Raw genomic sequence first — 23,080 nt, 5'->3', positions numbered from 1 at the left:
TTCTACTGCAAAGAACGCGCCGGCCGGCCGCACGCCCGCCAGATCCACAATGGAGTGTTCACCGTGAAAATCGCCCTAGATCCCACGCCGTTCCACCACAGCCACGGACTCCTCGAGTTCCCGCGCGTGGTGGCCGACCTCGGCTACAAGTACATGCAGATGACCCCGCACGCCGATTTCATCCCCTTCTTCAACCACCCGAAGGCCGACGACGAGCTCGTGGGCAAGCTGAAGGCGGCCTGCAAGGACGCGGGAATCGAAATCGCGTCGGTGCTGCCCGTGCTGCGCTGGTCCGGCCCGGACGAGGACGCGCGCGAGGCGGCCGTCCGCTACTGGAAACGGGCCATCCAGATCACCGTGGACCTGGGCGTTGGCACCATGAACACCGAGTTCAGCGGCCGTCCGGAGAAGGCCGAGGAATCCGAGCGGGCCTTCTACCGCTCCATGGAGGAACTGCTCCCCATCATCGAGCGGGAGGGGATCGACCTGCTGATCGATCCGCATCCGGACGACTTCGTCGAGGAGGGCCTGGCCGCGATCCGGGTGATCCGCGGGCTGAACTCGAAGAATGTTGGCCTGGTCTACGTGGCCTCGCACAGCTTCCACATGAAGAACGCACCGCTGGAGATCATGCGGGCAGCGGGCGACAAGCTGCGCCTGGTCCACGTGGCCGACACGATGGACCACCACGCCTCACACGGCCTGCGTTACATCACCAACCCGCCCGGCAACCCCGTCCGCGTGCACCAGCACCTGAAAATCGGCGACGGCGACGTCAACTGGGACGAGTTCTTCGGCGGCCTGCAGGAGATCGGCTTCCTGGACCGTGAAGACACGGTGATGGTCTCCAGCGTCTTCGCCGAGGACGACAACGCCGCGGACGTCTCCCGGTACCAGCTGGAGACCATGAAGCAGCGGATCGCGAAGGCGAGCCTATGACGGCGCCCGTCGCCGAGGTGACAGGGCCCGCTAACCACAAACGGGCCCTCCGGACCGCGACGATCGTCTCCACTTTCGGCGGACTGCTCTTCGGCTACGACACCGGCGTGATCAACGGCGCTTTGCCGTACATGCAGGTGGACCTGGGCCTCACGCCACTGACCGAAGGGCTCGTGACCTCCTCGCTGCTGTTCGGGGCGGCCTTTGGCGCCCTCTTCGGCGGGCGCCTCGCGGACCGCCACGGCCGGCGCAAAATGATCATGGTGCTGGCCGTGGTGTTCCTCGCCGGCACCCTTGCGTGTACCTTCGCGCCGAACACGGAGGTGATGATCCTGGCACGCCTGATCCTCGGCCTGGCCGTGGGCGGGGCCTCGGTGACGGTGCCGGTGTACCTGGCTGAGGTCTCACCGAGTGCCCGGCGCGGACGGATTGTCACCCAAAACGAGCTGATGATCGTCACGGGCCAGCTGCTGGCCTTCATGTTCAACGCCTACCTCGGCAACAGCTTCGGCGAGGCCGGCGGGATCTGGCGCTGGATGCTGGTCATTGCAACTCTCCCGGCGATCGCGCTCTGGGTCGGCATGAACTTCATGCCCGAAAGCCCGCGCTGGCTGGCCTCGATGGGCAGCTTCGGCGAAACCCTCAGTGTGCTGCGGCGGATCCGCTCCCAGTCCGAGGCCCGGGCTGAATTTGAAGAAGTCAAGGCCATGGCCGTGGAGGACTACAAGGCCAAGATGGGCTCCTGGAAGGACCTCAGTGTTCCGTGGCTCCGGCACATATTCGCGGTGGGGATCGGGCTCGCGGTCATCCAGCAGATCACGGGCGTCAACTCGATCATGTACTACGGCACGCAGATCCTTGCCGAGTCCGGATTCGGCCGCGAGGCGGCCCTCACGGCCAACATCGCCAACGGGGTCATCTCCGTTCTGGCCACGTTTGTGGGCATCTGGCTGCTGGGCAAGGTGGGACGGCGGAGGATGCTCATCACTGGCCAGCTCGGCACCACGACGGCGCTGTTCCTGATCGGCGTCTTCTCTCTCATCCTCCCCGAGGGCCCCTCCCGGGGCTTCGTCATCCTGGCCCTGACCGTGACATTCCTGGCCTTCCAGCAAGGTGCAATCTCACCGGTCACCTGGCTGATGCTCTCAGAGATCTTCCCGCTGAAGATCCGCGGCCTGGGCATGGGCGCTTCGGCCTTCGTGCTGTGGATCGTGAACTTCCTGGTTGGCTTCGGCTTCCCGCAGCTCCTCGCCGCGATCGGACTGTCCAGCACCTTCTTCGTCTTCGCTGTGCTCGGCGTCGGGGCCATCGCCTTTGCCGCGAAGTACATTCCGGAGACCAAGGACAAGAGCCTGGAGGACCTGGAACACTTCTTCAAACAAGCGGCCGCCAGGGAACCGGTCACCGTCTAGCTCCAGTCAAGAAAGCCCTGCACGCACAAGCCCCGCCCGGGATTCGTCCCCGGCGGGGCTTTCCGCGTTTTTTCTGCGTACTCGCGCGAGGCGGTTGCCGCGCTAGGCCGCGGCGTGCAGCCGAGGGAGGGCGTCGACCAGCGGCGCCAGTTCGGGGACTTCCTGGGCCTCGGCCAGCGCCCGCTCCAGCGTGGCGTCGTGGACCGGCCTGCTCTGCTCGAGCAGGGCGATGCCGCTGGGGGTGAGCTCGGTGTAGATTCCGCGGCGGTCATCCGCGCACAGGATCCGGGTCAGCAGCCCGCGGTCCTCGAGCCGGTTGACCAGGCGCGTGGTGGCGCTCGCGCTCAACGCCGTGGCGCGGGCCAGCTGCTGCATCCGCATGTGCCAGCCGTCCTGCCGGCTCAGCGCATCCAGCACGGTGTACTCCACGACGGAGAGCTGCGCCTCGGCCTGCAAGGACCGCTCCAGCTCGGCCTCGATCAGCCCGTGCAGGGCCGCCAGGGTCCGCCAGCCTTGCGCCCGGACCTCGACGGCGTCGTCCTTGATGCCCATCAGGTGTTTCCCTTCAACTCTCGTGCCCGGCGGGGTAGTGACGGGCACATCAAATAATAGTTGCTTGCGCGCTGTATCTGCTTGTGCAAGAATAAATAACGCGTCTGCAACTACTAGCTTACGCGCCATACCCCATCCCGTACAGCTTTGTAAGGAGCACCTCCATGCCTGTTGGCCTGATAGCCCTCGCCCTCGGCGGGTTCGGCATCGGACTCACCGAGTTCGTCATCATGGGCCTGCTGCCGCAAGTGGCCGCAGACTTCCACGTCTCCGAGGCCACCGCGGGCTGGCTCATCTCCGGCTACGCACTCGCCGTCGTGGTCGGGGCGCTGGGTCTCACCGCCGCCGTGACGCGTTTCGAACGCAAGCCCGTGCTGGCTGTGCTGATGGTGCTGTTCATTGCCGGCAACCTCGTCTCGGCGCTCGCGCCGGATTACTCGGTAATGATGATCGGCCGCATCATTGCCGCGCTCTCGCACGGCGCGTTCTTCGGCATCGGCGCCGTGGTGGCCGCGAGCATGGTGGCGCCCACTAAGAAGGCGGGTGCGATCGCGATCATGTTCACCGGCCTGACGGCTGCGAATGTGCTCGGCGTCCCGTTCGGCACCATGCTGGGCCAGGCTGCGGGCTKGCGCTCCACGTTCTGGGCGATCAGCGTGATCGGTGTCCTCGCCCTGGCCGGCATCCTCGCGCTCGTGCCGAAAACCGGCTCCGGCGAACCAGCAGCGGGCGGATTCCGCGGCGAGCTCCGTGCCTTCCGGTCCGGGCAGGTCTGGCTCTCCATCCTCGTGACCATCCTCGGCTACGGCGGCATGTTCGGTGCCTTCACCTACATTGCGTTCACCCTCACCGAGGTCACCGGCTTCACCGCAGCCACGGTCCCGTGGCTGCTGATCCTCTTCGGCGTCGGGCTCTTCATCGGCAACACCCTCGGCGGCAAGGCGGCCGACAAGAACGTGGACCGCACCCTGCTCGTAGTCCTCGCCGCCCTGGTGCTGGTGCTCGTGGCCTTCGCCCTGACAGCCGGCAACCAGCCGGTGACCATCGCCACTATGGTGCTGCTGGGCGGCTTCGGCTTCGCCACGGTTCCGGGACTGCAGATGCGCGTCATGAAGTACGCCAGCAGCGCTCCCACCCTGGCCTCCGGCGCCAACATCGGCGCCTTCAACGTCGGCAACGCCCTGGGCGCCTGGCTGGGCGGCGTCACCATTACCGCCGGCCTCGGCTACACCTCGCCGATCTGGGCCGGCGCCGGGATCACCCTGCTGGGCCTGGCAGTGATGGTATTCGCCGCGGCTCAGGCCAAGCGACTGGCGACGGCCGGCGGTTCAACCGCTCCCGCCGCGGCAGCAGCGCAAACCAGCGCCGACATTCACACTACCGAGGCCGCAGCCGTTGTCCGCTGACCTCCCGAATGCAACCACAGGAGACACCATGACTTCAATTCCCCCCCATCGTCCTCAATAACGGGGTGCGGATGCCGCAGCTGGGCTTCGGCGTCTTTCAGATTCCCGACGCCGAGACCACCGAGGCGGTAGCGGCGGCGCTCGACGCCGGCTACCGGAGCATCGACACGGCCGCCATCTATGGAAACGAAACCGGAACCGGCCGCGCGCTCGCCGAGTCCGGGATCGCGCGGGAAGACCTGTTCATCACCTCCAAGCTGTGGATCGACGACCTCGGCTACGAACCAGCTCTGGCGGCTTTCGACGCGAGCCTGGACAAGCTGGGTCTCGACTACCTGGATCTTTACCTGATTCACTGGCCCGCGCCGGCGTCGGACCGGTACGCCGACTCCTGGCTGGCCCTTGAAAAACTCCATGCCGACGGCCGGGTCAGGGCCATCGGCGTGTCCAATTTCGAGCCGGGGCACCTGCAGCGGCTCATCGACCTGGGCGGCACGGTGCCGGCGGTCAACCAGGTGGAGCTGCACCCGGCGCTCCAGCAGCCAGCGGCCTGACGGCCTAGCGGCCGAACGGCAGTCGCGGGTCCAGGTCCTGGCCCTCCCAGGTCTGGCGGATCCAGCCGTGGTGCGGGTCATCGCTGATGAGCCACTCGCGGACCGGGCCGGGTCCGGCCATGACGTTGAGGTAATACATGTCGTAGCCGGGGGCGGCCATGGCGGGCCCGTGCCAGCCGTAGGGCACCAGGACGACGTCGCCGGTCCGGACCTCGGCCGCGACGTCGATGGGCCGCTCGTCGGAGGCGTAGACGCGCTGGTAGCCGATGGCGTCGTCGGCGCCCGGGCGTTGCGGGGCCCCGGGCGTCACCCGGGTTTCGAAGTAGTAGATCTCCTCGAGGTTGGTCTCGCCGTCTTTTTCCTCATCGTGCTTGTGCGGGGGATAGGAAGACCAGTTGCCGGCCGGCGTGAGGACCTCGCAGACGATGAAGCGGTCCGCCTCCAGCGCGGCGGGAGTCCCGAAATTGTGGACCTGACGGGAGCAGTTGCCCGCCCCGCGCAGTTCCACCGGCGTCTCGGCGGCCGTGATGAGGCGGGTCGGGTAGGCGGCCTTGGCCGGGGCAGTGGCGACTGCCACGCGTCCGCCGTCGGCCGAGGTGATGGCCACCGCCTTGCCGGCTCCCGTGTAGAGCACGTCGCTGGGGCCGCTGAAGACGCTGACCCGGCCGGCCAGGGGATAGTCCTGCCCGTCGACGGCCGCCACGAAAGAGCCGTTGAGCGGGATCACGATGCGTTCCTCCGCCGCGGCGTCGAGTTCGACGGCGGCGCCGGCTGCCAGCGTGGCAACCTTCAGCCCGGTATGCGCCCAGCCGTCCACCTCCAGTTTGGAGTCGGACGTCCCGATGGAGATGTCCCACGTGTCTTCGGCGGCGGTGCCGAGCGGATAGACCCAGTTGGCCATGGAAGCTGCCCTTTCGTTGTCGCGCCGGAGGCAGGCGCGTGTGTGTGCGGGGTTGGAGCCGGTTGCGCCCGTCGCTGGCGCCTAACTCTGGACGCTTACCTCTGGACCAGTGTCATTTCAAAGCTGTAGGAATCCGCCCGGTAGACGTGGTGGCCGGTTTCCACCATGCGTCCGGTGTCGTCCACCGCGGTCCGCTCCATGGTCACCAGGGCGGAGCCGGGGGTGGTCTCGAGCAGTGGCGCCTGGTAGTCATTGGCGATCATGGCACCGATCCGCTGTGAGGCCAGGCGGAAGTTCACGCCGCCGTTGCGCAGAATGGCGTAGAGGCCCTGCGCGCCCAGGGAAGCCTCGTCGAGGGCGGTGATGTCATCCCGCACCCAGTTCTCCATCAGGGCCAGCGGCTTGCCGCCCACCTTCCGGAGCCTGGTGAAGTGGTAGACCTTGGCGCCGGCCGGAAGCTGCAGAGCTGTCCGGATCGCGCCGTCCGCCTCCTCATGCGAGAAGCTGAGCACGTCGGTGGTGGGCTTGCTGCCGTTGTTGCTCAGGTCGTCGTAGAGGCTGGAGAGTTCCAGCGGGCGGCGGACCTGGCTGGACACCACCTGGGTGCCGACGCCGCGCTTGCGGACCAGGAGGCCCGAGCGGACCAGCTCGTCCATGGCTTTTCTCATCGTGGGCCGGGACAGGTTCAGCTGGGCGGCCAGGTCGATCTCGTTTTCCAGCCTGCTGCCGGGTTCCAGCAGCCCCGTGTGGATCGCTGCCTCGATGCCCTGCACCACTTGGTGGTACAGCGGCACCGGGGAAGAGCGGTCGATCCGCAGATTCAGTTGATTCGCCACTGGACATGCTCCCTTGTGCTCCGCGGCGGCCGTTGTGCCGGCCTGTCCGCGTATGTCAGGCTATGTTCGCTTGATAGGACATACTGCCTTTTTCTGATAGTAGCAGGGCTGCCAAGAGGTGCCAAGGGCTGCTGTGACGGGCTTTGTTTGCGGGGGTCGGGCTGTCGGCGCTGGCCCGGCAAGCTCTGCGAATGCGACATTCCGACCCCACTTCGTTACGTCCAAACATCCTAATGTCAGGACAAACTATTGACAACTGTGATTGGAGTCACCATGATCGGTTGTAGATGGCTCATGGACCGACGCGATGAAGCGGCCGGCGTGGCCCGGAATCAAAGGAGATTGATCGTGACCAAGTTCTCGTGGCGGAAGGCGACCCTCGTGGCGGCCGTTGTACCCATGCTGGCCCTGAGCGCGTGTTCCAGCACCGGCGGCAAGCCCGCAGACTCAGGCAATGCGGCTGGCGGAGGCCAGGCAGCCAGCACCTCCCGCATCAAGGTCGCCCTTATCACGCACGCCGCAGCCGGTGACACCTTCTGGGATATTGTTCGCAAAGGCGCCGAGGAGGCATCGGCAAAGGACAACGTTGAGCTCCTCTATACGTCCGATCCCGAAGCCGGGCGCCAGGCCCAGCTCATTCAGCAGGCCATCGACCAGAAGGTCGACGGCATCGCGGTCACGCTCGCCAAGCCCGAAGCCCTCAAGGACGTCCTGAAGAAGGCCTCCGACGCCGGCATACCGATTGTGAGCCTCAACGCCGGCGAATCGGTCTCCTCCCAGCTCGGAGCATTCACCCACTTCGGTTCCAACGAGCAGCTCGCCGGTCAGGCCGTGGGCACCAAGCTGGCCGCGGACGGCTACAAGCACCCGGTCTGCGTGATTCAGGAACAGGGCCACGTGGGACTTGAAGCACGGTGCGCGGGCGTCAAGGCGAAGGTTCCCGGAACGGAGATCCTTTACGTCGACGGCAAGGATATGACCTCCGTTCAGTCCACCGCGACTGCCAAGCTTCAGGCTTCCAAGGACGCCGACGTCATCATCGGCCTCGGCGCCCCCATCACCCTGACCCTCCTCAAGTCGGTCACTGACGCCGGCAGCTCTGCCAAGGTTGCCAGCTTCGACCTCAACGCGGAGCTCGCCCAGAAGATCGTGGATGGTGCAGTTCTGTTCACCGTGGACCAGCAGCCGTGGCTGCAGGGCTACGGAGCCGTTGACGCCATCTGGCAGAACAAGCGCGGCGGCTTCAAGATCGGCGGCGGCCAGCCTGTGCTGACAGGCCCGGCGGTCATCGACAAATCCAATGCGGCCGATGTCCTGACCTTCGCCCAGCAGGGCGTCCGCTAACAGCCCGCTGGCCGGGCCGGTTCGCGCCGGCCCGGCGGCAAGGAGACTTATCATGACCATCACCCAGACCAAGACAAAGTCGCCGGCGCCCGATGAGCGCGTCGCCAAGCGCAGTCCGTTCCAGAAGTTGCTCGGACGTCCCGAGGTCGGTGCCCTGGTGGGCGCGATCGTCCTCTTCATCTTCTTCGCGTTGGTGTCCCCGACCTTTACCCAGCCCGGTGCCCTGGCGACCATCCTGTACGGGTCCTCCACGATCGGGATCATGGCGGTGGGGGTGTCCTTGCTGATGATCGGCGGGGAGTTCGACCTCTCCACCGGCGTCGCCGTGATCACCTCGGCGCTGACCGCGTCGCTGTTCAGCTGGTACTTCACCACGAACGTCTGGGTCGGCGTCGGCCTGGCCCTGGTGGTCTCCTTGTCCGTCGGGTTCATCAACGGCTGGATCCTGATCAAGACCAAGCTGCCGTCCTTCATCGTCACCCTGGCCACGTTCCTGATGCTGACCGGCCTGAACCTGGGCCTGACCCGGCTGATCGGCGGCTCGGTGTCCTCGCCCTCGATCTCGACCATGGACGGTTTCGCCTCGGCCCGGGCGGTGTTCGCCTCCTCGGTGAGCGTCGGCGGCGTCGACATCAAGATCACCGTGTTCTACTGGTTCGCGCTCGTCGCGGTCGCGACCTGGGTGCTGATGCGGACCCGGGTGGGGAACTGGATCTTCGCCGTCGGCGGGGACGCGAACGCGGCCCGCGCCGTGGGCGTGCCGGTCAAGGCCACCAAGATCGGTTTGTTCATGGCCGTGGGGTTCTGCGCCTGGATCCTGGGCATGCACAACCTCTTCGCGTTCGACACCGTGCAGTCCGGTGAGGGCGTGGGCAACGAGTTCCTCTACATCATCGCCGCGGTGATCGGCGGCTGCCTGCTCACCGGCGGGTACGGCTCGGCGATCGGCGGCGCGATCGGCGCGTTCATCTTCGGCATGGCCAACAAGGGCATCGTCTACGCCCAGTGGAACCCGGACTGGTTCAAGTTCTTCCTGGGCCTGATGCTGCTGCTGGCCACCATCGTCAACCTCATCGTCAAGCGCCGCGCGGAACTGAAGTAGAAGGGGCCCCGGAACCATGAATGCCAAAGAGATCGACCAGCAGACCCTGCTGCAGAACGAAAAAGACCCGCTCACCCACACCCCGGTGCACCTGCTCTCCCTCGACGGGGTCGGGAAGCACTACGGGAACATCATCGCCCTCTCCGAGGTCACCATGGCGGTGGACAACGGCCGCGTCACCTGCGTGCTGGGCGATAACGGTGCGGGCAAATCCACGCTGATCAAGATCATCGCCGGCCTGCACCAGCACGACGCCGGAACACTGAAGATCATGGGCCAGGAGCGGAAGTTCAGCTCCCCCCGGGACGCCCTCGATGTCGGGATCGCCACGGTCTACCAGGACCTCGCCGTGGTGCCGCTGATGCCGATCTGGCGGAACTTCTTCCTCGGCTCGGAGCTCACGTCCGGCTTCGGCCCGTTCAAGAGCATGGACGTCGAGAAGATGAAGGACATCACGCTCAAGGAACTCGCCGCGATGGGCATCGACCTGCGCGACGTCGAACAGCCCATCGGCCAGCTCTCCGGCGGTGAACGCCAGTGCGTCGCGATCGCCCGGGCCGTGTACTTCGGCGCGAAGGTCCTGATCCTGGACGAGCCCACCGCGGCGCTGGGCGTGAAGCAGTCCGGCGTGGTGCTCCGCTACATCCTGCAGGCCCGCGACCGCGGCCTCGGCGTCATCTTCATCACCCACAACCCGCACCACGCCTTCCCCGTCGGGGACCGGTTCCTGCTGCTCAAACGCGGCAAATCGATCGGTTACTACGACAAGAAGGACATCACCCTCGACGAGCTCACCGCCCAGATGGCCGGCGGCGCAGAACTCGCCGAACTCGCCCACGAACTCGAACAACTCGGCGGCCACAGCGACGTCGTCAAAGAAGTCCAGGGCGAAGTCGCCGACGTGTCCCAGACCACCGGCAAGACCTACGGGTAACCGCCGCCCCAACTCCTGAAAGGACAAGCCTTTGGCTTACCTCAACCGCAACGCCTCCGACGCCGTCCTGCCCGTGCGGATCGGGCTGATCGGCTCGGGCTGGATGGGCGCCTTCCACGCCGAGAGCATTGCCCGCCGGGTCCCCGGCGCCGTCCTTGCCGCCATCGCGGATCCGAACCTGGAATCCGCCGGGGCGCTGGCCGGCGCCCTAGGCACCACGAAGGTGACCGCCGACGCCGCTGACCTCCTGGCCGACCCGGCGATTGACGCCGTCGTCATCGCCAGCCCCGCGCGTTTCCATTCCTCCCTGATCGGCCAGGCCGCAGCGGCCGGAAAGCACGTCTTCTGCGAGAAGCCCGCAGGTCAGGGGCTCGAGGAGCTCGACGCCGCCCTTGACGCCGTCGACGCCGCTGGGGTGCACTTCCAGATCGGCTTCAACCGCAGGTACGCCGCAGACTTCCAAGCGGCCAAGAAGGACCTCGCCGCCGGAATCGTGGGGCAGCCGCAACTGCTGCGTTCGCTGACCCGGGACCCGGGCACGGGGAGCATCGGCCACGCCGCAAGGGTCCCGGCATGGACCATCTTCCTCGAAACCCTGATCCACGACTTCGACACCCTGAACTGGTTCAACGAAGGCGCCGAACCCGTGGAGGTCTACGCCGTCGCCGACGCGCTTGTGGAGCCGGGACTGCGGGACCAGGGGTTCCTGGACACCGCCGTCGTGACCATCCGCTACAGCAATGGTGCGATCGCCGTCGCCGAGGCAAACTTCAGCGCACTCTACGGTTACGACATCCGCGGCGAGATTTTCGGCTCCAAGGGCATGGTCCAGGCCGGCCGCGCCACCGAAACCGCCGCCCGCCGGTTCACCGCCGAGGGGATGTCCGCCGACACCCCACGGCTGAACATCGAGCTCTTCCGGCAGGCCTACACAGACGAGCTGGCGGACTTCGCCGACGCCGTGCGCGCCCGGCGTGACGGCACCGCTCCGGAGTCGAAGCCCTTCACTCTCACTCCGGGAGCCAGCGACGCCCGGCGCGCACTGGCCGTGGCGCTGGCCTGCATTGAGTCCGTCAAGCGGGGGACCCCGGCAACGGTCAACACAGTGGCCGTCAACGAGAACGTGGTCCTCTGATGCGGCTCGCCGTGTGCGCTGAGATGGTCTTTACGGACCTGCCGTTCACGGAGCGGGTGCGGCGGCTCCACGAGGCCGGCTTCGACGTCGAACTCTGGGACTCGCGGCCCAAGGACATCGGCGCGCTCAAGGCCACCGGGGCGCTGTTCTCCTCCATGACCGGATACAGCTCCGGCAGCCTCGTGGATCCGGACACGGCGGACGAGGTGGTGCGGACCGCCGAGTCCCTGATCTCCACCGCCCTGGAACTTGGCGTCAGCCGGCTGGTGGTCCACCCGGCGGAACTCGTCGACGGCCACGCGGCCCGGCCTGTCTACCGCTCCAGCGGACACATGTGGGCCACCGGCGCCCGGACCCTGGAACGGCTCGGGAAGCTCGGTGAGAAGTACGGGGTGACGTTCTGCCTCGAGAACCTCAACACCATCCGGGACCACCCCGGCATCCCGCTGGCCCGGGCCAAGGACACCCTGGCGCTCGTGCAGGCTGCCGGGCACCCGAACGCCAGGCTCATGCTGGATCTCTATCACGCCCAAATGGGGGAGGGGAACCTGGTCGAGCTCGTCCGGACCGCCCTGCCATACCTCGGCGAAATCCAGGTGGCGGACGTTCCAGGCCGTTGCGAACCCGGAACCGGGGAAATCAACTACGCGGCCGTGGCCAGGGCGCTCGCGGACGCAGGCTACGAAGGAACCGTGGGCATGGAAGCGTGGGCCAGTGGCGACAGCTATGCGGCCCTGGAGGCCTTCCGTGCGGCGTTCACCGTGCCCGCACCAAACATGAGAGTGGAAGTATGAAAGACGTAATCCTTGGACTCGCCGGCGTTGGGCGGATCGGGGTCATGCACGCCAACAACATCGCCGCCCTCAACGAGGTCCTGAACCCACGAGGGATCCGTGTCCGTCTCCGCCTCACTGACGTCGCCGAAGAGCACGCCCGGACGGTGGCAAGCGGTCTCGGTGCCGAATTCCTGCCCTCGGTCCAGGCGCTGCTGGCCTCGGGGCTAGACGGCCTGGTCATCGCCACCGGAACCGGGACCCACCCCGAGCTCATCAAGGCCGGCGTGGACGCCGGGATCCCGGTGTTTTGCGAAAAGCCCGTGGCCCTGAACGTGGCCGACGCCCTGCCGGTGATCGACTACATCCGGGACCGGAACGGCGTGGTGCAGATCGGGCATCAGCGCCGGTTCGACGCCGGCTACCTGGAAGCCCGCCGCGCTTACCAGGCCGGCGAGCTCGGCTGGATCCATTCCCTGCGTGCCGTCACGTGCGACATGACGCCGCCCCCGGTCGAGTTCCTGGCCAGCTCCGGCGGGCTCTTCCGTGACTGCTCGGTCCACGATTTCGACATCCTGCGCTGGCTCACAGGCCGCGAAATCGTCGAGGTCTACGCCAAGGGCTCCAACAACGGGGATCCGGCCATCGGTGAGGCCGGCGATGTGGACACGGCCCTCGCGGTGGTGACGTTCGACGACGGCACCGTGGGAACGGTTTCGGCGACCCGCTACAACGGGGCGGGCCATGATGTCCGGCTGGAAATCCAGGGCTCCCGCGGCTCGCTGATGGTGGGCCTGGACGACAAGACGGCCATGGCCTCCGCCGAAGCGGGGATCGCTTTCCCCGCGGGGAAGCCGCACCTGACGTTTGCCGAGCGGTTCGAGACGGCGTACCGCTCCGAAATGGAGGCGTTCGTCGACCTGATCCTTGGCCGCCGGGAGAATCCCTGCACTCCGGAAGACGCCGTCGCGGCCTCCCGGGTTGCCGATGCCGCTCAGGAATCGCTGGCCACCGGTGCCCCGGTCAAGGTGACGGTGAGCGTCGGCAGCTGACCACGGCCCGGGGCGTCCGGCTCAGGGCCGGGCGCGGCACGCCTCGACGAAGGCCCGGAACGGCGCGAGCCGTTCCCCGGCCGGGAGCTCCAGGGCCTCGGGGTGCCACTGGACCGAGGCCACCCAGCGCTCCGGATCCTCCAGCGCCTCGACGGTCCCGTCCTCGGCCACGGCCGTCGCCCGCAATCCTCCGGCCACCCGGGCCACAGCCTGATGGTGGCCGGAGGCGATCTTCACGTTCACGGCACCGGAACCGCCGCCGTAGAGCGCGGCCACCCTGGAGCCGGCCCGCACCGCCACCTCATGCCAGGCCCACGGGCCGGCCCCGTGCACCGGCGCGGGCTCGCGGTGCGCCACCGTCCCCGGCGCCATGTCCTGGATGAGCGTCCCGCCGTAAAGCACATTGAGCAGCTGATGCCCGCGGCAGATGCCGAACACAGGCAGCCCGGCGTCGATCGCAAGACGCGCCACGGCGAGATCCAGCGCGTCCTGGGCAGGGCTGACGTCGTAGCAGACGTCACCGCGCAGCTCGCCGTAGAGGGCGGGGTCGAGGTCGCCGCCGCCGGGAAGGACGACGCCGTCAAGGCAGGCCATCGCCGCGGCGAGGCCGCCGTCGTCGGGCCCCGGAGCGTCGAGCAGCACCGGTTCGCCGCCGCCCTCGCGCAGCAGTTCCACGATGTACTCGAACAATGCGTTGGCTTCCGCCACGCGCGGGTCGGGATCGGAGGAACTGCTGAGGCGGACGGGAACGCCGATGCGCGGCCGACCGCGAAGGGGGTTGCGGGAAGTCTGCATGCCTCATTCTGCAACACGATCGCGGACTAGGATTACTAGATGAATCCCCGCTATCTCGTGTCCCGCAGCCGGTACATCGCCGCAGCCCCCGAAGCCATCTTCGAGGTGCTCGCCACGCCTGCCCTGCACAGCGTGATCGACGGCTCGGACACGGTGAAGGGCACCCAGCCGCGCGGGCCACGGCGCCTGTACCTCCGCGCCAGGTTCGGCATGCAAATGAACATGCGGGTGAACTACAAGATCCTCAATACCGTCTGCGAATTCGAGGAAGGCCACCGGATTGCATGGCGGCACTTTTACGGCCACGTGTGGCGCTACCTGCTTGAACCATCCACGGGCAAGGACGGCACCGCTGGCACCCTGGTCACCGAGCAATGGGACGCGCGGCAGGTCCGCGGCAAGAGCCTGCTCCGGATGGCCGGCTACCTGCGCCGCCATCCGGCCAACCTGGAGCAGACGCTGGCCAAGCTCGACGCCTACATGGCTGCGCACCCGGACATGGGTAATGTGGATGGCAGCACGAAACGAGACTGAAGGTGGGAACTGGGATGGGCCGCAGGACACTGGTCGACGATCTCGTCGACGGCCTGCTGACCGAAATCCTTGACGGAAAGCTCCTGCCCCACAACCCGATTCCGCCCGAGGCCGACATTGCCAAGGCCTACGGCGTCAGCCGGCTCACCGTGCGTGAGGCCCTCAAAGCCCTCCGGGCGCAAAACATCCTCTATGTGAAGGCCGGCCGGGGAACATTCGTCAATCCCACGGACAACTGGACCGGCCTGGACGCGATCTTCAAGGCAGCCTCCCATGGCAATGCGGCCGACCAGGTCTCGGTGGGACTGATTGAGATGCGACGGATGGTGGAGACCGGGGCCGCGGCGCTCGCCGCCAAACGCTATACCCCGGAGCAGGCCGAGCGCATGCGCGAGTGCATCGCGGATATGAAGCGCTTCCACGACTCCGGCGACCTGGACCGCTTCGTGGAGGCGGACATTGGTTTCCACGACGCCGTCCTGAAGGCGTCCGGCAACCCCTTTGTCCGGGCCCTGTTCGCCCAGTTGGGCCAGCTGCTGTACGTGACCCGGCGCGAAACGTCGGCCGTCGAGGTGATCCAGCAGCACGCCATCGATTACCACCAGCGGGTCCTGGACAGCATTCTGAGCGGCGACGCCGAGCGCTCGCGGCAGGCGATGGATGAGCACATGGACCAGACCAATGCGGACTACGAACGCTACGTCCGGGGCGCCAAGTCCTGACGTCCGCCTCCGGACTCTTGACGTAATCCGAATCACATCCTAAGATTTTGGCTAGTTCCTGAATCAGATGTCTGACATCTGACTCAACAAGAATCCTGCAGCACGCGCTTCCAGGCGGGCAGGATGACCACCCCAATCCACCGCTTTCCTCACCCGGCACAGCCGCAGGGCAGGAAAACACTTAAGAAGGTCGATGATGACTTCATTAGCCCCCAAGTCCTTCGGACTCGGCGAACTGGGCGACCGCACGCTCCGCAAGGTCCGCCGCCGCGTCATGCCCCTGATTGTCCTGCTCTACTTCGTTGCCTACCTGGACCGCAACAACGTCGGATTCGCCAAACTCACCATGAGCGAGGACATCGGCCTGAACTCCGCTGCCTACGGTCTGGGCGCCGGCATCTTCTTCCTTGGCTACGCCCTCCTGGAGGTTCCCAGCAACGCCGRCATGTACCGGTTCGGAGCCCGGAAATGGCTGGCCCGCATCCTGATCACGTGGGGCATCTTCGCCACCGCCATGTGCCTGGTGAACGGTGAAACCACGTATTACATCGTCCGGTTCCTGCTCGGTGCCGCCGAGGCCGGGTTCTTCCCGGCGATCCTGTTCTACCTGACACTGTGGTTCCCTGCCGCGCAGCGCGTCACCGTGCTGGGCATCTTCATCCTTGCCCAGCCCGTATCCAACGCGCTCGGCGCCCCGGTATCCGGGCTCCTGCTGCAGATGGACGGCGTCATGGGCCTCCAGGGCTGGCAGTGGCTCTACATCATCGAAGGCATCCCGGCGATCGCCCTCGGCCTGCTGACACCCATCCTCATGACTGACCGTCCGCGGGACGCCAAATGGCTCGAAGCCGACGAGCGCAACTGGCTCACCGCCACCATGGACGCCGAACTTGCCGCCAAGTCCCAGTCGGGCAAGCACAACTTCATGGCCGGGCTCAAGGACAAGCGCACCCTGGTCTACTCCGCCCTGTACTTCGGCCTGGTGTGCGGGATCTACGGCCTGGGCCTGTGGATGCCCACCATCGTCGCGGCCCTCGGCAAGTTCTCCACGGCAGAGGTCGGCTTCATCGTCTTCATCCCCTATGCCGTGGCCGCAGTATTCGTCTACTTCTGGAGCAAGCGCGCGGACCGGACCGGCAAGCGTGCCTGGCACGCCTCGGTCAGCATGGTGCTTGCGGGCGTCGGACTCGTGGCCGCCGGCTACCTGCTGCCGGTCAACCCGTTCCTCGCGATGGTCGGCCTGACGCTCTCCGCCATGGGGATCTACGGGGCGATCGCCCCCTTCCTCTCGATGCCCTCCGCGGCGCTGACCGGTGCGGCTGCCGCTTCCGGGCTGGCCCTGGTGAACTCCCTCGGAAACCTCGGCGGCTTCATCTCCCCGTACGCCGTCGGCCTCCTCAAGGACGCCACCGGAAGCAACCAGAGCGGGCTCCTGTTCCTGTCCCTGTGCCTGTGCATCACGGCAGTGGCCACCTACCTGTACGCCCGCCGGCGCCCCGAAGGCGACGCCGGCCTTGACCCAGCGGTCGCAGCGGCTGCCGCCGTCGACCCGGCCAAAGTATCCTGATCCGAACCCCCCGAAGGAATCTTCGTCATGACATCAATTACCCCGTTCCCCACTGAACGCACCGTGGTCCTGACCGGAGCGGCGTCAGCCCGCGGCATCGGCCGTGCCGCCGCCGACCGCCTGGCCAGCGAGGGCTGGTCCATCGCAATCCTGGACATCAATGCCGAGGACGCCAGCGCCGCTGCGGCCGAAATCGGTTCCAACCGTGCGGTCAAGGCCATCGGCGTCGGTGCGGACGTCTCCGACGCCGCGTCGGTTGACCGGGCCATCACCGAGATCGAGGGCTCGCTGCCCCCGATCGTCGCGCTGGCCAACCTGGCCGGCATCAGTTCCCCGACGCCGTTCATGGACACCACTGTCGAGGAATGGGACAAGGTCTTCGCCATCAACATGCGCGGATCCTTCATCGTCTCCCAGCGCGTGCTCAAGGGCATGATCGAGCGCAAGCTCGGCCGGATCGTGAGCATCTCCTCGATTTCGGCACAGCGGGGCGGCGGCACCTACTCAAAGGTCGCCTACAGCGCCTCCAAGGCCGGGATCATCGGATTCACCCGCGCCCTGGCCCGCGAGGTGGGCGCGTTCGGGGTCACGGTCAACGCCATAGCCCCCGGCCCCATCGACACCGACATCATGGGCGGCACCCTGAGCGAGGAACGCAAGGCACAGATGTCGGAGGGCATCATGATGGGGCGGGTCGGCAGCCGCGAGGAAGTGGCGGCCCTGATCGCCTTCCTGCTCGGCCCGGACGCCGGTTACATCACCGCGGCCACCTATGACATCAACGGCGGCCTCCAGGTCTCCTAACCTGCACGCACCCCCGTTGCGCTATCACTTTTGGGCCTCAAGATCCCGGAATGGCCACCAGGAGTGATGGCGCCACGGGGGAGCTTGGCCACGGTCTAGGCTGGCTCCATGAGCGCCGCCCGCAGCCTTCACCCCAGCCCCCGCACGTTGGAGGTCGAGAGCCTTGCCGGTTTCGACCGGCTGGTCGCGGCGGGGGCGCGCAGCATGCACGGCTGGCACGTCCAGTCGCTGGACCTGCGGGGCCGCCGGGCCCAGCTGGAGGCGTTTGAGGCCCAGGGCGCGGTCTTCCTGGGCTGCAGGTTCGACGACGGTGTGGAGGATTTGCTGCGCGGCCGGGGCGCCCTCATCTTTCCCCGGCTCACGGCCGTGCCGTTCAACCCCTACCGCGGGCAGCTGTACACGCCGCAGGAACTCTATTCCGGGATCGCCACCTCACCCTACGAGGACACGCTCGACGCGCGGGTGTACCAGTGGAGCATCCGGCCGGGCCAGCGCCGCCGGCTGGATGCGACATTGGCCGCCGCCCTGCATGACCACTCGATCGGAGTGGCACTCGACGAACTGGCCGGCACCTATCTCCGCGCCGGCCGCACGATGGTGGGGGTCATGGGCGGGCACATTGCCCGCCGCGGCACCGCCGTCTTTGAGGGCGCCGCGCTGCTGGGCCGGCTGCTGGCCCGCAGCGGCCGGGTGGTGGCCACGGGCGGCGGCCCCGGGGCCATGGAGGCCGCGAATCTTGGCGCCTTCCTCAGCGAGGCCCCCGAACCGGACTTCCGGCGGGCCCTGGCCGACCTCTCGGCGGTGCCGTCCTTCCGCCCGTCGGTGGCCGCCTGGGCGCGGACGGCCGCGGCGGTCGCCCAACGCCACCCGGAGGGTGTGTCGTCGCTGGGGATTCCCACGTGGTTTTACGGTCATGAACCACCGAACTTCTTCGCCACGCATGTGGCCAAATACTTCGCGAATGCCATCCGGGAAGCCATCCTGCTTGAACTGTGCAACGGCGGGATCGTCTTTTTGCCGGGTTCGGGCGGCACGGTCCAGGAGATCTTCCAGGACGCCTGCGAGAACTACTACGCCGCCCCGGAAACCGTCACTCCCATGGTCCTGGTGGGGCACGAGCACTGGCTGCGGCGATTCCCGGCCTGGCCCCTCTTGCAGAGCCTGGCGTCAGGGCGCCGGATGGAGGGAAGGATCTTCCTGGTCGATACGGTCGAAGAAGCCCTTGAGGCGCTGGAGCGCTAGGGGGTCAGAGATCCTTGCGGCACTGGGCGTGGCCGAGCTCGTAGAGTCCGTTCAGGTCGCCGGCGGCAAGCCCGTCCGGGGCTCCGATCTCGGGGTACATCAGCTGGGCCGGGTCATCGACATGCTCCAGGCCCATCACATGGCCGAGCTCGTGCAGGATCACGGCCGTGGCATAGGCCGCTCCCTCGGAGCGGTCCAGGTCTTCCGCGATTTGCGGGGCGTCCAGCTCCAGGCTGCCGGTGACGAAGCTTTTGGGGCCGTCGCCGAAACTGAAGTGTGTGCTTCCGCCCGTGCCGATCACCGGGCCTTTGAGCTGCGGTGCCTGCTCCGGGGTGGTCCAGGCGATCAGCAGCGGCGCCCACCGGTCCCCGTAGAGATCCTTTTGGTAGGGCGCACGTGTGGGCGAGGGGGCCTCGGACGTGGGGCCGTCATTGATGAAGGCGATCCCGGTGGCCTCGGAGATCGTCCGGATCGAGTCGTCCACGAGCCGCTCGGCACCCGGCGGGGCCAGGGCGGCATTGATGACGTAGTGCAGCGGGCGGCACGGCGAGTAACCCACCGGAGTGCCGTCGTCATTCGTTGCGAGGAACTTGTACGAGGTGCTGGCGGCCTCCGGTTTCCGGGCCGCGCCGAGGGGGTGGTCCTGCTCCTCGAGCCCGGGCGGGGGAGTGTCCGTCCGGTCTTCGCCGGCCGGCACGGCAGGCTGGCCGGATTTCTGGCCGGCCTGCGGCTGTGCCTGCAGGTCACTGCCTGCCTTGTTTTCTGCACTGTGCCCTGCGTTGTTCCCCGTTCCTCGGGAGACCTCGAAGAGGCCAGTGAACCTCGGATCGCCGTAGACGAGTCCGGCGGTGAGGAAGGCGCCGGCGGCGATCACCGCGGCGGCGGCGAGGTTCCTGATGATCCGCAGCGCGGTGGCTCGCCGGCTGTGCCGAGGTCCGCGGTCCCGAAATTCAGGGCCGTCCACTAGCCAACCACGGCGCCGAAGGCCATGCCCAGCAGGTACGTCACGCCCGCGGCACCCATGCCGATGGCCAGCTGGCGCAGGCCACGGGTGGCGGGTGAGGTACCGGAGAGCAGGCCCACGACGCCGCCGGTAAGCAGCAGCGCCAAGCCGACGAGGGACGCGGAAACCACCAGTGCGGCGAGTCCTGTCATGCCCAGCAGGAAGGGAATGATGGGCACGATCGCGCCGGAGGCGAAGAAGCAGAAGCTCGACGCCGCCGCGCCCCAGGCGGTGCCGACCGCCTCGTGCTGGTCCTCGCTTTCGGGCAGTTCCGGACGCAGGGACAGGCTGGGATCGCAGTCGCAGTCCAGCAGGCCCATCCGCTCCGCGACGCGGTGCTCGGCGGCCTCCCGGGACATGCCGCGGGCCAGGTAGACGAGCAGGAGTTCGTTGTGCTCGATATCGAGCAGCGGCGCCGCCGCCAAGGTGATCTGGGTGGGTCGGGTCGCGGCGAGGAGCTCCCGCTGCGACCGCACGGAAATGAACTCGCCGGCCCCCATGGACAGTGCGCCGGCCAGCAGCCCGGCGACGCCGCTGAGGAGTACCACCTGGCTGCCCACGCCCGAGGCCGCCATGCCCATGACGAGGGACAGGTTGCTGACCAGCCCGTCGTTGGCGCCGAAGACGGCGGCGCGGAACGTTCCGGCCAGCCGGTTGCGGCCCCGGGTGGCCAGCCCGCGGACCACTTCTTCGTGGATCTGCTCGTCGGCGACCATGGCCGGGGTGGCGAAGGATTCGGTGGCGTACGGGGAGCGGCTCTCCGCCCGCTGGGCCAGGGCCAGGACGAAGACCGAGCCGAAGTGTCGGGCCAGGAAGCCCAGGAACCGGCTCCGGAGTGAGGCATGCCGGTCCTTGCCGGCGTGATCGCCCAGCAACTGGAGCCAGTGCGCTTCGTGGCGTCCCTCGGCCTCGGCCAGCGCCAGCAGGATGGCGCGCTCCTCCCCGGCGCGGTTCTGCGCCAGGTCCCGGTAGACGGCCGCCTCGGCACGTTCATCGGCGAGATACTGTCGCCAGCGCTTGATGTCCGCTGCGCTGGGCGCTGCGCTCGCGTCTGTTGCGGGCGAGGGGCTCGGTGCGCTGACCGGAGCGGCAGTGGAGGGAGCCGCCCCGGGGGCAGCAGAAGCGTGCGGCGAGGCAGGGCGCGGGTCCGTATCGCGGACCGAAGAGGGCTGTGTCGGGTGGTGCTGCGAAGAATCGTTTCGGTCCGATTCGGTGTGCTGAGACACGAAAAACTCCTGGGTTTGGTCGGGCATGGTCCGGCCCCATTGCGACTCCAGACTACCCCGTATTTCCGCGCTTTTCCGGCTGGCAATCCTCAGTGGAAAGTTTAGGGAGGCCGTAACTGCCCGGCTGCGGGCGGGCCCGCCCGCAGCCGCTTTCCGGCGGCAATTGTGAGCCCTTGACCGCCCGGGTCCGCGGTGTTCGAATGAAACCCAGGGCGGGCTCCCCGGGGCCTTGCCGCCACCGAAGCCGCATGGAGGTTGCATCATGGAGAGCACCGCATCACATCCCATCCAGCCGGCCCGGGAGTCACTCGAGTCCGATCCCGCCTACGACTACGCCGAGGACGCGCCCGTCAGTGATGCCGCGGAGACCGAGGACGAGGAGCTTCTCGAAGAGGCCGACCGGCTCGTTCCCCTGGACGCGGAAGACTTCCTGGGCGACGAGAAGCCGGTGGTGCCCGTGGAAGGTGAGGAATTCCTTGCGCCGGAGGAAAATGAGTGATCCTCCCGCGGCCCGTTAGGGTGCCTAAAGGCCGACGGCGGCGCCCCCGAAAGGGGAGCGCCGCCGTCGACCTTTAACTCGCGGATATGACTTGCGGTCTAGACCCTGACGGGCCTGGGCCCTAGTGCGTGAGGGCCGGGACCTTTTCTTCCTCAGCCGCGCCGCCGGCGACACGCCGGCGCCAGTTCTGCATGACCGCAGGATCCGTCGGCTTGGTCAGCAGCGAGACCGCGATGTAGACGACTGCGGAAGCCGCCAGGCCGTAGTAGATGGGCTCGTTGGCGTAGATGCCGTCCAGCGGAACCTCGGCGTTGATTTCCAGGATGATCATGGTGCCGAGCGTGATGACCGAGCCCACCGCCATGGACGCCGCGGCGGCGACGCCGGTGCCGCGCTTCCAGACCAGGCCGCCAAGGATGGCCACGAGCAGGCCGCCAACCAGGATGTCGTACGCAATGGTCAGGGCCGCGACAACGTCCTTGGTGACGATGGCGATCACGATTGCCACGATGCCCAGGCCCAGGACCCACATGCGGTTGGCCTTGACGTCGTGTTCCGGGTTGTCGGTGTGATCGGTGTTGACCGTCTTGCCGAACCAGCCGGCAACGAACGGCAGCACATCGGCGCGGGCCACGGTGGCGGCCGCGATCAGGGCGCCGGAGGCGGTGGACATCATGGCGGCGACGGCGGCGGCCAGCACGAGGCCGCCGATGCCGATGGGCAGCAGGTGGGTGGCGACCTCGGCGTAGACGACATCCTTGCCCAGGGCCTTGACGTCGATCTGCGGCAGGGCCACCCGGGCGCCGAGGCCGATCAGGGCGCCGGCAGCGCCGTAGAGAATGCAGTAGACGCCGGCCGTGGCGCCGCCCCAGCGGGCAACTTCAGGTGTCTTGGCGGTGAACACACGCTGCCAGATGTCCTGGCCGATCAGCAGGCCGAGGGTGTAGACCACAAAGTACGTGATGATCGTCTGGGCGCCGATGCCGTCGATCTGGAAGAAGGTGGCGTCCACCCGGCTGCGGATCCCGTCGAGGCCGCCGGCGGCGTTGAGCGTGAACGGCAGCATCAGGAAGAAGATGCCGACCGTCTTGATGACGAACTGGACCTGGTCGGCCAGCGTGATGGACCACATGCCGCCGATGGTCGAGTACACCAGCACGATGGCCCCGCCGACGGCGATCGCGAGGGCGCGGTCCCAGCCGAAGAGCACCACGAAGATGGTGGCGTAGGCGCCCGTGGAGGTGGCGCAGAGCATCAGCGTGTAGGCAAGCATGACGATGCCCGAGGTCTGCGTGGCGTTGCTGCCGTAGCGCAGGGTCAGCATCTGGGAGACGGTATAGATCTTCAGCTTCTGGATGGTGCTGGCGAAGAGCAGGCTCAGCAGCAGGACGCCGGCGCCGATTGCGACGACGAGCCACATGCCGGAGATGCCGAACTTGTAGCCCAGGCCCACGCCGCCGACGGTCGAGGCACCGCCCAGGACGACGGCGGCCATGGTTCCGGTGTAGAGGAACGGGCCGAGGCGGCGGCCGGCGACGAGGAAGTCGCTATTGTTCTTAGTGCGGGACTTGCCCCACCATCCGAACGCCAGCATGGCGGCCAGGTACACCACCACGATTGCGATGTTGACGAAAGTTGCGTCCATATAAAGGCTCCTTGGAGCTGGTTGAGAGCGGATGCGGGCCTGCCGGGCCTCAACAGTATGTTCGGCAAGGCCGCTGCTGCGGGAAGTGGTTAGAGGAGGATTT

Annotated in this window: 23 protein-coding genes; 16 read left to right on the top strand and 7 right to left on the bottom strand. The window is 67.3% G+C overall.

Annotated features, from left to right (window positions below; translation table 11 throughout):
- The first annotated feature begins 63 nt into the window (after window positions 1–63).
- Window positions 64–939 (top strand): sugar phosphate isomerase/epimerase family protein, encoded by an 876-nt coding sequence (locus tag AC1D1W_RS06955; RefSeq protein ID WP_243181590.1) that lies wholly within the window; start codon window positions 64–66, stop codon window positions 937–939.
- Window positions 936–2,351: a sugar porter family MFS transporter gene (locus tag AC1D1W_RS06950; RefSeq protein ID WP_243181589.1), complete on the top strand. Its 1,416-nt coding sequence runs from the start codon at window positions 936–938 to the stop codon at window positions 2,349–2,351. Before AC1D1W_RS06955 ends, AC1D1W_RS06950 begins: the two co-directional genes overlap by 4 nt.
- A gap of 102 nt (window positions 2,352–2,453) precedes the next feature.
- Here AC1D1W_RS06950 and AC1D1W_RS06945 read toward each other — a convergent pair whose 3' ends face one another.
- Window positions 2,454–2,903, bottom strand: coding sequence for a MarR family winged helix-turn-helix transcriptional regulator (locus tag AC1D1W_RS06945; protein ID WP_223915289.1), 450 nt, complete (start codon window positions 2,901–2,903; stop codon window positions 2,454–2,456).
- A gap of 164 nt (window positions 2,904–3,067) precedes the next feature.
- Here AC1D1W_RS06945 and AC1D1W_RS06940 point away from each other — a divergent pair, with 164 nt between their 5' ends.
- Together AC1D1W_RS06940 and AC1D1W_RS06935 are read left to right on the top strand one after the other, a co-directional pair.
- Window positions 3,068–4,309, top strand: a complete 1,242-nt coding sequence (locus tag AC1D1W_RS06940; RefSeq protein ID WP_476943303.1) for an MFS transporter — start codon at window positions 3,068–3,070, stop codon at window positions 4,307–4,309.
- 71 nt (window positions 4,310–4,380) lie between these two features.
- Window positions 4,381–4,863, top strand: a complete 483-nt coding sequence (locus AC1D1W_RS06935; protein ID WP_476943302.1) for an aldo/keto reductase — start codon at window positions 4,381–4,383, stop codon at window positions 4,861–4,863.
- 4 nt (window positions 4,864–4,867) lie between these two features.
- Here the strand turns inward: AC1D1W_RS06935 and iolB are convergent, their stop codons facing one another.
- Complete coding sequence (gene iolB, locus AC1D1W_RS06930; RefSeq protein ID WP_476943301.1) at window positions 4,868–5,764, bottom strand: 5-deoxy-glucuronate isomerase; 897 nt, start codon at window positions 5,762–5,764, stop codon at window positions 4,868–4,870.
- A 95-nt stretch (window positions 5,765–5,859) separates the two neighbouring features.
- A complete protein-coding gene (locus AC1D1W_RS06925; RefSeq protein WP_243181584.1) occupies window positions 5,860–6,600 on the bottom strand; it encodes a GntR family transcriptional regulator in 741 nt (246 codons plus the stop codon).
- 348 nt (window positions 6,601–6,948) lie between these two features.
- Here AC1D1W_RS06925 and AC1D1W_RS06920 point away from each other — a divergent pair, with 348 nt between their 5' ends.
- From AC1D1W_RS06920 to AC1D1W_RS06895, 6 genes are read left to right on the top strand one after another with little or no spacing between them, the layout of a single operon-like run.
- The gene (locus AC1D1W_RS06920; RefSeq protein ID WP_028275612.1) at window positions 6,949–7,944 is read left to right on the top strand and encodes a substrate-binding domain-containing protein; all 996 of its coding nucleotides are present in this window, start codon (window positions 6,949–6,951) and stop codon (window positions 7,942–7,944) included.
- Between the two features lie 52 nt (window positions 7,945–7,996).
- Window positions 7,997–9,046, top strand: coding sequence for an ABC transporter permease (locus AC1D1W_RS06915; RefSeq protein ID WP_028275613.1), 1,050 nt, complete (start codon window positions 7,997–7,999; stop codon window positions 9,044–9,046).
- A 16-nt stretch (window positions 9,047–9,062) separates the two neighbouring features.
- Window positions 9,063–9,980, top strand: a complete 918-nt coding sequence (locus AC1D1W_RS06910) for an ATP-binding cassette domain-containing protein (RefSeq protein ID WP_028275614.1) — start codon at window positions 9,063–9,065, stop codon at window positions 9,978–9,980.
- Between the two features lie 31 nt (window positions 9,981–10,011).
- Window positions 10,012–11,115 (top strand): Gfo/Idh/MocA family oxidoreductase, encoded by a 1,104-nt coding sequence (locus tag AC1D1W_RS06905; protein ID WP_476943300.1) that lies wholly within the window; start codon window positions 10,012–10,014, stop codon window positions 11,113–11,115.
- Window positions 11,115–11,909: a TIM barrel protein gene (locus AC1D1W_RS06900; protein WP_476943299.1), complete on the top strand. Its 795-nt coding sequence runs from the start codon at window positions 11,115–11,117 to the stop codon at window positions 11,907–11,909. Before AC1D1W_RS06905 ends, AC1D1W_RS06900 begins: the two co-directional genes overlap by 1 nt.
- A complete protein-coding gene (locus AC1D1W_RS06895) occupies window positions 11,906–12,940 on the top strand; it encodes a Gfo/Idh/MocA family oxidoreductase (RefSeq protein WP_476943298.1) in 1,035 nt (344 codons plus the stop codon). Before AC1D1W_RS06900 ends, AC1D1W_RS06895 begins: the two co-directional genes overlap by 4 nt.
- A gap of 21 nt (window positions 12,941–12,961) precedes the next feature.
- Here AC1D1W_RS06895 and AC1D1W_RS06890 read toward each other — a convergent pair whose 3' ends face one another.
- Complete coding sequence (locus AC1D1W_RS06890; RefSeq protein ID WP_476943297.1) at window positions 12,962–13,735, bottom strand: gamma-glutamyl-gamma-aminobutyrate hydrolase family protein; 774 nt, start codon at window positions 13,733–13,735, stop codon at window positions 12,962–12,964.
- 39 nt (window positions 13,736–13,774) lie between these two features.
- Between AC1D1W_RS06890 and AC1D1W_RS06885 the strand changes: the two genes are divergently transcribed.
- The 5 genes from AC1D1W_RS06885 to AC1D1W_RS06865 all read left to right on the top strand — a co-directional run bounded on the left by AC1D1W_RS06885 (window position 13,775) and on the right by AC1D1W_RS06865 (window position 18,604).
- The gene (locus tag AC1D1W_RS06885) at window positions 13,775–14,269 is read left to right on the top strand and encodes an SRPBCC family protein (RefSeq protein ID WP_028275618.1); all 495 of its coding nucleotides are present in this window, start codon (window positions 13,775–13,777) and stop codon (window positions 14,267–14,269) included.
- A gap of 14 nt (window positions 14,270–14,283) precedes the next feature.
- Complete coding sequence (locus tag AC1D1W_RS06880; protein ID WP_079550394.1) at window positions 14,284–14,991, top strand: FadR/GntR family transcriptional regulator; 708 nt, start codon at window positions 14,284–14,286, stop codon at window positions 14,989–14,991.
- A 193-nt stretch (window positions 14,992–15,184) separates the two neighbouring features.
- Window positions 15,185–16,558, top strand: a complete 1,374-nt coding sequence (locus AC1D1W_RS06875) for an MFS transporter (RefSeq protein ID WP_476943296.1) — start codon at window positions 15,185–15,187, stop codon at window positions 16,556–16,558.
- Between the two features lie 27 nt (window positions 16,559–16,585).
- On the top strand, window positions 16,586–17,362 hold the full coding sequence (locus tag AC1D1W_RS06870) for an SDR family NAD(P)-dependent oxidoreductase (protein WP_476943295.1): 777 nt from the start codon (window positions 16,586–16,588) through the stop codon (window positions 17,360–17,362).
- A 108-nt stretch (window positions 17,363–17,470) separates the two neighbouring features.
- Complete coding sequence (locus tag AC1D1W_RS06865) at window positions 17,471–18,604, top strand: LOG family protein (RefSeq protein ID WP_476943294.1); 1,134 nt, start codon at window positions 17,471–17,473, stop codon at window positions 18,602–18,604.
- Window positions 18,605–18,608: 4 nt separating this feature from the next.
- On the opposite strand, the gene AC1D1W_RS06860 is transcribed toward AC1D1W_RS06865, so the two are convergent.
- Both AC1D1W_RS06860 and AC1D1W_RS06855 read right to left on the bottom strand, forming a co-directional pair.
- A complete protein-coding gene (locus AC1D1W_RS06860) occupies window positions 18,609–19,568 on the bottom strand; it encodes a matrixin family metalloprotease (protein WP_476943293.1) in 960 nt (319 codons plus the stop codon).
- Window positions 19,568–20,860, bottom strand: coding sequence for a VIT1/CCC1 transporter family protein (locus AC1D1W_RS06855; RefSeq protein ID WP_028275623.1), 1,293 nt, complete (start codon window positions 20,858–20,860; stop codon window positions 19,568–19,570). Before AC1D1W_RS06855 ends, AC1D1W_RS06860 begins: the two co-directional genes overlap by 1 nt.
- A gap of 235 nt (window positions 20,861–21,095) precedes the next feature.
- Here AC1D1W_RS06855 and AC1D1W_RS06850 point away from each other — a divergent pair, with 235 nt between their 5' ends.
- Window positions 21,096–21,332, top strand: coding sequence for a hypothetical protein (locus AC1D1W_RS06850; RefSeq protein WP_028275624.1), 237 nt, complete (start codon window positions 21,096–21,098; stop codon window positions 21,330–21,332).
- A 121-nt stretch (window positions 21,333–21,453) separates the two neighbouring features.
- On the opposite strand, the gene AC1D1W_RS06845 is transcribed toward AC1D1W_RS06850, so the two are convergent.
- The gene (locus AC1D1W_RS06845) at window positions 21,454–22,977 is read right to left on the bottom strand and encodes a sodium:solute symporter family protein (RefSeq protein WP_476943292.1); all 1,524 of its coding nucleotides are present in this window, start codon (window positions 22,975–22,977) and stop codon (window positions 21,454–21,456) included.
- Window positions 22,978–23,080: the final 103 nt, after the last annotated feature.

This window comes from Arthrobacter sp. P1_B4 (assembly GCF_056406555.1).
Note: the sequence above shows the minus strand (reverse complement) of the source record. Positions and strands in the feature narration are given on the sequence as shown.